Raw genomic sequence first — 8,272 nt, forward strand, 5'->3', positions numbered from 1 at the left:
GCCGGCCCCAGCCGGCCGGCCGGCTGGCCGCCGACCTGCACGGCCGCGGCTGCGGCGCGGGTGTCTTCGCCGGACAATGCATACAGCAGCTCGCGCTGGCCGTTGCCCGAGACGCCGGCGATGCCGACCACCTCGCCGGCCCGTACCTCCAGCGAGATGGCCTCGAGGTCGATGCCGAACTGGTCTGCGCGCGGCAGGCTGAGCGACTGCACCCGCAGCACCGTCTCGCCGGGCGGGCGCGCGTGGTGCTCCAGCGCCGGCGGCTCGGCGCCGATCATCATCCGCGACAGCGAGGCATTGGTTTCCTGGCGCGGGTCGCAGACACCGGTGACCTTGCCCCCGCGCAGCACGGTGCAGGCGGTGCACAGCTCGCGGATCTCGTGCAGCTTGTGGCTGATGTACAGGATGCTGCAGCCTTGCGCGGCCAGCTTCCTCAAGGTGACGAACAGCGTCGCCACCGCCTGCGGCGTCAGCACCGAGGTCGGCTCGTCCAGGATCAGCAGCTTGGGGTTGGTCAGCAAGGCGCGGATGATCTCCACCCGCTGCATCTCGCCCACCGACAGGGTGTGCACCGGCCGGGTCGGGTCGACCTGCAGGCCGTACTCCTGGCCCTTGGCTGTGATGCTGCGCGCCACCTCGGGCAGCGACAGGCTGCGGTCCAGCCCCAGCCAGACGTTCTCGGCCACCGTCAGCGTGTCGAACAGGCTGAAGTGCTGGAACACCATGCTGATGCCTAGGGCCCGCGCCTCCTGAGGGTTGCGCACCTGCACCGGCTGGCCGTTGAAGGTGACGCTGCCTTCGTCCGGCTTGACCGAGCCGTAGATGATCTTCATCAGGGTCGACTTGCCGGCCCCGTTCTCGCCGAGGACGGCGTGCGTTTCGCCGGGCTGAACCACCAGCGAAACGCCGTCGTTGGCCACCACGGCGGGGTAGCGCTTGGTGATGCGCTCCAGCTGGAGTCGGGGGATGCTCACGCGAAGGTTCTCGGTCTGGTTGTCGTGGTTCGGGATGCCATTGTCCATGCGCCCGTGGCACCATCCGGAACTGGCCTAGACTGAACCCCGATGGACTCCAAGACGATCCGATTCCTGCGGCGCGGCGAACTCGTCAGCGTGGCCAATGTACCACCCGAGCGGACGCTGCTGGAACTGCTGCGCGAGGACCTTTCCTGCACTGGAACCAAGGAAGGCTGCGGCGAGGGCGACTGCGGCGCTTGCACCGTGGTGCTGGCCGAGCCGCACCGGGGCGGCCTGGCCTACCGTGCCATCAACAGCTGCATTCGGCTGGCCCATTCCGTCGACGGCATGGCGCTGTGGACGGTCGAAGACGTCGCTGGCGTCGACGGCACCTTGCATCCGGCGCAGGAGGCGATGGTGCAGTGCCACGGCTCCCAATGCGGCTTTTGCACGCCGGGCTTCGTGATGAGCCTGTTCGGCATGTACCAGAACCACGTCCGCCAAGGCAAGGCGATCACCCGCGAGCTGGCGCAGCAGGAGCTGTCGGGCAACCTGTGCCGCTGCACCGGCTACCGCCCGATCCTGGACGCGGCGCGCAAGATGGCGGAGTTGCCGGCGGTGGCGGTGGACGAGGCGCGGTTGCTCGGGCAACTGGCGGCCCTGCGCGCCGACCCGGTCGTCACCGGCGGCTACGCGCTGCCGCGCTCCCTGGACCAACTGCTGCGCCTGCGCGCCGCCCAGCCCCAGGCCCAGCTCGTGGCCGGCTGCACCGACGTCGGCCTGTGGGTGACCAAGCTGCACATGCAGTTCGACCAGGTGCTGGACCTGACGCGGGTCGAGGAACTGCGCGCGATCGGGCAAGACGCCGGGCACCTCACCATCGGCGCCGCCGTCACGCTGACCGACGCCTTCGCCGCGCTGGTGGCCGAGCGGCCCCGGCTCAGGGCCTTCGCCAACCGCTTTGCCGGGCTGCCGGTGCGCAACTCCGGCACGCTGGGCGGCAACATCGCCAACGGCTCGCCGATCGGCGACTCGATGCCGCTGCTGATCGCGCTGGGCGCGACCCTGGTGCTGGCCAGTGCGCACGGGCAGCGCGAGCTGCCGCTGGAGCAGTTCTACACCGGCTATCGCAAAAACCTGCTGGCGGCCGATGAAGTGGTGGCGTTCGTGCGCGTGCCGCGGCCGCAAGCCGGCGAGTTCCTGCGGGCGTACAAGATTTCCAAGCGCTACGACGACGACATCGCCGCCGTCTGCCTGGTGATCAACCTGGTGCGGGACGGCGACGCCATCGCCGGCGTGCGCATTGGCGCCGGCGGCGTGGCGGCCACGCCCGCGCGCGCCCTGCAGGCCGAAGCGGCGCTGCTCGGCCAGCCCTGGACCGCCGACGCCGCTCGGCGCGCCGGCGAGGCGCTGCGCGCGCAGTTCCAGCCGATCGGCGACATGCGCGCCTCGGCCGGCTACCGCGCCGAGGTGCTGGGCAACCTGATGCAGCGCTTCTGGCTGGAAAGCCAGGGCCTGCAGCAGATCAACCTGGAGAGCTTCCAGCTGGCGGAAGCGGCGGCGCCATGAACGCGCCCGAGAAATTCCCGGCGCCGGCGACCGTCGCCACTGCGAGCGGCCATTCGCATCCGCACGAAAGCGCCCGCGCCCAGGTGGCCGGCCGCGCGACCTACGTCGATGACATCGTCGAGGTCAAGGGCACGCTGCATGCGGCGCCCATCCTGTCCGACGTCGCGCACGGCAAGCTGCTCGGCGTCGACACGGCCGAGGCCCTGAAGATGCCGGGAGTGCGCGGCGTGGTGCTGGCCGCTGACATCCCGGGCGATCCCCTGCTGGCCACCTTCGCGCACGACGAGCCGATCTTCGCCATCGACAAGGTGGAGCACATCGGCCAGGTGGTCGGGCTGGTGGTCGCCGACACGGTGATGCAGGCGCGCCGGGCCGCCCGCAAGGTCAGGCTGCGAATCGAGCCGCTGCCGGCCATCACCGACGTGCGCGAAGCGCTGGCGGCGCAAAGCTTCGTGCTGCCGCCGGTGACGGTGCGCCGCGGCGAGCCGGAGCAGGCCATCGCCAGCGCCCGGCATCGCCTGGCCGGCTCGCTGGAAGTCGGCGGCCAGGAGCACTTCTATCTGGAAGGCCAGGTCGCCTACGCGCTGCCGCAGGAACAGGACCAGTGGCACATCCGCTCCAGCACGCAGCACCCGGGCGAAGTGCAGCACTGGGTGGCGCACGCGCTCGGGCTGGAAAGCCAGGCGGTGACGGTCGAATGCCGGCGCATGGGCGGTGGCTTCGGCGGCAAGGAAACGCAGGCCGGCCACCTCGCCGTGTGGGCGGCGCTGGCAGCGCGCAAGACCGGCAAGGCCGTGAAGCTGCGGCTGGACCGCGACGATGACTTCATGGTCACCGGCAAGCGCCATCCGTTCGCCTACGACTACCAGGTGGGGTTCGACGCCGCCGGGCTGATCACCGGGCTGAAGCTGATGCTCGCGGCCAACTGCGGCTTCAGTGCCGACTTGAGCGGGCCGGTGGCGGACCGCGCGGTGTTCCACGTCGACAACGCGTATTTCCTGGGCGACGTCGAGATCGTGTCGTACCGCTGCAAAACCAACACCCAGAGCCACACGGCCTTTCGCGGCTTCGGCGGGCCGCAGGGGATGATCGTGACGGAAGCGATGCTGGGCGAGATCGCGCGCCACCTCGGGCTCGACCCGCTGGACGTTCGCAAGCGCAACTTCTACGGCATAGCCGAGCGCAACACCACGCACTACGAGATGCAGGTCGAGGACAACATCCTGGCCCCGCTGGTCGGCCAGCTCGAGCAAGACTGCGGCTACCGGGCCCGGCGCGCCGAGATCGCACGCTGGAACGCGCAAAGCCCCGTCATCCGGCGCGGCATCGCCATCACGCCGGTCAAGTTCGGTATCTCGTTCACCGCCACCTTCTTCAACCAGGCCGGCGCGCTGGTGCATTGCTACACCGACGGCAGCGTCCAGGTGAACCACGGCGGCACCGAGATGGGCCAGGGCCTGCACACCAAGGTCTGTCAGATCGTGGCCGACGAGCTTGGCATCCCGTTCGGCCGCGTGCGCATCACCGCCACCGACACCAGCAAGGTGCCCAACGCCAGCGCCACTGCGGCTTCCAGCGGCACCGACCTGAACGGCCGCGCTGCCCAGTTCGCGGCGCGCCAGGTGCGCGAGCGCCTGGCGAGGTTCGTGGCCGACAAGCAGAAATGCCAGCCCGGGCAGGTGATCTTCGCCGGCGGCCAGGTCAGCGCGCCCGGCGCCGTCATCACCTGGGAACAGCTGCTGGACGACGCCTACAAGTCGCGCGTGCAGCTGTGGAGCGACGGCTTCTACAAGACGCCCAAGATCCACTACGACAAGCACACGCTGACCGGCCGGCCGTTCTACTACTTCTCCTACGGCGCGGCCTGTACCGAGGTGGCGATCGACACGCTGACCGGCGAGAGCCGCGTGCTCAAGGTCGACATCCTGCACGACGTGGGCACCTCGATCAATCCGGCCATCGACATCGGCCAGATCGAGGGCGGCTTCATCCAGGGCATGGGCTGGCTGACCACCGAGCAGCTGGTGTGGAACGCCAAGGGCCTGCTGTCCACGCACGCGCCGAGCACCTACAAGATCCCGGCCATCGGCGACGTGCCTGAGCACTTCCACATCAAGCTCTGGCCCGAGGCCAATCCGGAAGACAACGTCGGCGGCAGCAAGGCCGTGGGCGAGCCGCCCTTCATGCTGGCCATCAGCGTGTGGGAGGCACTGCGCGACGCCGTGGCCGCCGCCACCGGCAAGGCACGGGTGCGGCTGGATGCGCCGGCGACGGCGGAGAACGTGCTCAAGGCCTTGAAAGGCTGACCCTTCTTCCTGCCTCCCCCTCCGGGGGGGCAGGGCCGGGGTGGGGGCAGTGCGTGCTGCCGGGAGCGCCCACATGCCAGCCTTCCGCCAGAGGGGGAAGGAGCAAGGCACCGGCCTTTAAGTAGTGATTCCCATACTGCCCCGCAAACGTCCCGCCACGGGGGCGCAGCAGCGGCACTCTTGCCGTCTGCGAACAACGAGGGGCATCGCCATGCTGGTATGGGGCGCCGTTTGGGGCGCGATCCTGGGCCTGCTGTGGCCGGGATCCAGCGAGGAGGTCGCCGTCGTCTTCGGCGCCGTGCTGGGCCTGGCGGCCGGCTGGAGCCTGCGCCGCGCGATCCGCAAGGAGATCACCGGCGGCGTGACCGTGGCGGCACCGCGCGCGGTCGTCGCACCGCCGCCGGCTGCGCAACCGCAACCGCAACCGCAGGCGGTGGCAACGCCAGCCGGCGCGAGCACGCCGGCCCCTGCGCGCGCCCGTCCCGCGACCCCGGCTGCGTCCGGCTTGGCCACCACCCTGGTGCGCCGCGCGCGCGAGTGGCTGTTCGGCGGCAACACCGTGGTGCGCATGGGCGTGCTGGTGCTGTTCGTCGGCCTGGCCTTCCTGGCCCGCTACGCGGTGGAGAACGCCCTGCTGCCGCCGCAACTGCGGCTGGCCGCCATTGCCGCCGCCGGCATCGCCTTGTTCGTGTTCGGCCTGCGCATGCGCCGCCACCATCCGGACAAGCTCGGTTATTCGCTGACGCTGCAAGGCGCCGGCGTCGCCGTGCTGTACCTGGCCGTGTTCGCCGCTTTTCGCCTGTACCACTTCCTGCCGACCGGCGCGGCCTTCACGGCGCTGGGCCTGGTGTGCCTGTTCTGCGCGGCAATTGCGCTGGCCCAGAACGCGCTGCCGCTGGCTTTCATCGGCTTTGCCGGCGGCTTCGCGGCTCCGGTGCTGGTCTCCACCGGCCAGGGCAGCCACGTCGCCCTGTTCTCCTACTACCTGCTGCTGGGCCTGGCGATCGCCGGCGTGGCCTGGGCCAAGGCCTGGCGGCCGCTCAACCTGCTCGGCTTCTTCGCCACCTTCGGCGTCGCCACCGCCTGGGGCGTGCTGCGCTACCGGCCGGAGGAACTGGCCAGCACGCTGCCCTTGCTGGTCGCGTTCTTCGCTGTCTACCTGACGGCCAGCCTGTTCTATGCGCTGCGCCACGGCCAGGGCGCGCGTCGCGCCGTCGACGCCACGCTGGTGTTCGGCACGCCGATCGTCGCCTTCGGCCTGCTGGTCGGCCTGGTGCGCGAGATTCCGTATGCCGCCGCCTTCGCCGCGCTGGCGCTCGCCGCCCTGTACCTGGCGCTGGGCTGGTGGCTGGTCAAGCGCCGCCGCGGCGACACGGTCGTCAACCGCTGGCTGGCCGAGTGCTTCCTGGCGCTGGCGCTCGGCTTGGTGACCATCGCCGTGCCACTGGCACTGGACGGCCGCTGGACCTCCGCCGCTTGGGCAGTGGAAGGCGCGGCGGTGTTCTGGATGGGACGGCGGCAAAGCCGCTGGCTGCCGCGCGCCGCCGGCCTGGCCCTGCAGGCCGTGGCCGCTGCCTTGTTCCTGGATGCGCCTTCGCTCAACGCTGGTGGCGGCCTGCCGCTGGCCAACCCGGTCGTCTTGGGCGCCACCATGCTGGCGGGCGCGGCGCTGGCCATCGCCTGGTGGTCGCGCCAGCCGCTTGCGGATGCAGCTGACGGCGCCTCCCCGCGCCATTTTGGCGCGCTCCAAGCGCAGCTGTCGCCGGTGCTGTTCTGGGTCGGCTTCCTGTGGTGGCAGACCGCGCTCGGCGCCGAGATCGGGCGCTTCACCGTCGATGCGCAAGGCGCGGTGGCCTTCACCTTCGAGCAAGGCCAGCGGGTGCTGCTGCACATTGCCGGCTGGGTGCTCAGCGCCTTCGCGCTGCATCGCCTGGCCTTGCCGCGCCGCGCACAGCCCTGGCGCATCGCCGCCACCCCGGCCTGGCTGGCGCTGCCGGTGCTGCTGCTGGCCGCCGTCTGGGCCATGGCCGTGCAGGACCACGTGTTTCGGTCCGGCGGCTGGCTGTTGTGGCCGCCGGCCATCGCGCTGCACCTGGTGATGCTGCGCCGGCTGGACCAAGGCGCGCCGCAAGCTTGGTGGCGCTGGGTGCATGCGGGCGGCGTGTGGCTGCTGGTGCTGCTGGCCGCCAACCTGCTGGTGTTCGCGATCGACCGGGCCCGGCTCTGGCAGACCGCCTGGGCCACGGTGATCCTGCTGGTGGCCGGCAGCAGCGTGTTGCTGGCACTGGCCCGGCGGCGCTGGTTCGAGGCCCCGGCCGGCAGCCTGCGCTGGCCGCTGGACCGGTTCGCCGGCGCCTACCTCTGGCGCGCACCAGCGCCGCTGGCGGTGGCGCTGGCGCTGGGCGCGCTGCTGGTGGCACTGCAATCCAGCGGCGCGGCCAGGCCGCTGCCCTTCCTGCCGCTGCTCAACCCGACCGACCTGGCCGTCGCGCTGGCGCTGGGCGCCTGCGCCTTGTGGCTGCTGCGGCTGCGGCGCAGCACGCTGGCGCTCGCGAAAACCATGCGCGGCATCATGGCCCCGGCGGTGCTGGTCGGCGTCGCCTTCACGGCCATCAACACCGTCTGGCTGCGGGTGGCGCACCACTATTTCGCGGTGCCGTGGGACGCCAGCGCCCTGTTCGCCTCGTTCGTGGTGCAGGCGGGGTATTCGATCCTGTGGACGCTGATCGCGCTGGTGCTGATGGTGGGCGCGCACCGGCGGGCGCTGCGCACGCCGTGGATGCTGGGCGCCGGCTTGCTGGGGCTGACCGTGCTGAAGCTGTTCGTGATCGACCTGTCCAACCGCGGCGGTTCGGAGCGGATCGTGGTGTTCATCGCCGTCGGCCTGTTGATGCTGGTGGTGGGCTGGTTCGCGCCGCTGCCGCCGGCGGCGCGCAAGGACCCGCCGCAGCCCGGTCTGCAGGAAGCCGCACCATGAAACCCATGCCAATCGCCGTCGCCCTGCTCACCCTGCCGGCGCTGGCCGCCGACGTCGCCCCAGCCGACTTCAGCTGGAGTGCCAGCGTGGACGCCACGCCGCACCAGGGCCTGGTGCGGCTGTCGGTGCCGGCCGCCGCGCTGGCGCGATTGCAGTCGCCGGCGGCGGCCGTCGGATGCGTGGCAAGCCCTCGGCCAGGCGGTGGTGTACCGGCTCGGCGCGCCCGGCCAGGAAAGCACCAACGGCCCCTTGCTGCTGCAACGCCAGTCGGTGCGCTGGCTGCGGCTGCAAGCCGCGAACGGTGCCCAGCTCGATGCGGCTGCCCTGACCGCCCGTGCCGTGTTCGCCCCACTGGACGTGGTGTTCGTTGCCGGCGCCTCGGGGCCTTACCAGCTGGCGCGGGCCGCCCGGACACGGCGGCCGCCGCGCTGCCGCTGGGCATGCTGGCCGGCACCCCCGCCGTC

At 71.3% G+C, this 8,272-nt stretch carries 5 protein-coding genes; 4 read left to right on the forward strand and 1 reads right to left on the reverse strand.

The window, feature by feature from the left end; translation table 11 throughout:
* Positions 1 to 1,022 (reverse strand): ABC transporter ATP-binding protein (locus JWP65_RS19580; RefSeq protein ID WP_299766797.1); only part of this gene is annotated, 1,022 nt, incomplete at its 3' end.
* A 42-nt stretch (positions 1,023 to 1,064) separates the two neighbouring features.
* On the opposite strand from JWP65_RS19580, the gene xdhA reads away from it, so the two are divergent.
* From xdhA to JWP65_RS19600, 4 genes are all read left to right on the forward strand, one after another.
* The gene (xdhA, locus tag JWP65_RS19585) at positions 1,065 to 2,525 is read left to right on the forward strand and encodes a xanthine dehydrogenase small subunit (RefSeq protein ID WP_299766799.1); all 1,461 of its coding nucleotides are present in this window, start codon (positions 1,065 to 1,067) and stop codon (positions 2,523 to 2,525) included.
* A complete protein-coding gene (xdhB, locus tag JWP65_RS19590; protein ID WP_299766801.1) occupies positions 2,522 to 4,831 on the forward strand; it encodes a xanthine dehydrogenase molybdopterin binding subunit in 2,310 nt (769 codons plus the stop codon). The genes xdhA and xdhB overlap by 4 nt, the downstream gene beginning before the upstream one ends.
* A gap of 211 nt (positions 4,832 to 5,042) precedes the next feature.
* The gene (locus JWP65_RS19595) at positions 5,043 to 7,808 is read left to right on the forward strand and encodes a DUF2339 domain-containing protein (RefSeq protein ID WP_299766803.1); all 2,766 of its coding nucleotides are present in this window, start codon (positions 5,043 to 5,045) and stop codon (positions 7,806 to 7,808) included.
* A 204-nt stretch (positions 7,809 to 8,012) separates the two neighbouring features.
* On the forward strand, positions 8,013 to 8,272 hold a 260-nt coding region (locus tag JWP65_RS19600), incomplete at its 3' end, for a DUF3999 family protein (protein WP_299766805.1).

The sequence above is a fragment of the Ramlibacter sp. genome, from assembly GCF_028292805.1.
Taxonomy (GTDB): Bacteria; Pseudomonadota; Gammaproteobacteria; order Burkholderiales; family Burkholderiaceae_C; genus Ramlibacter.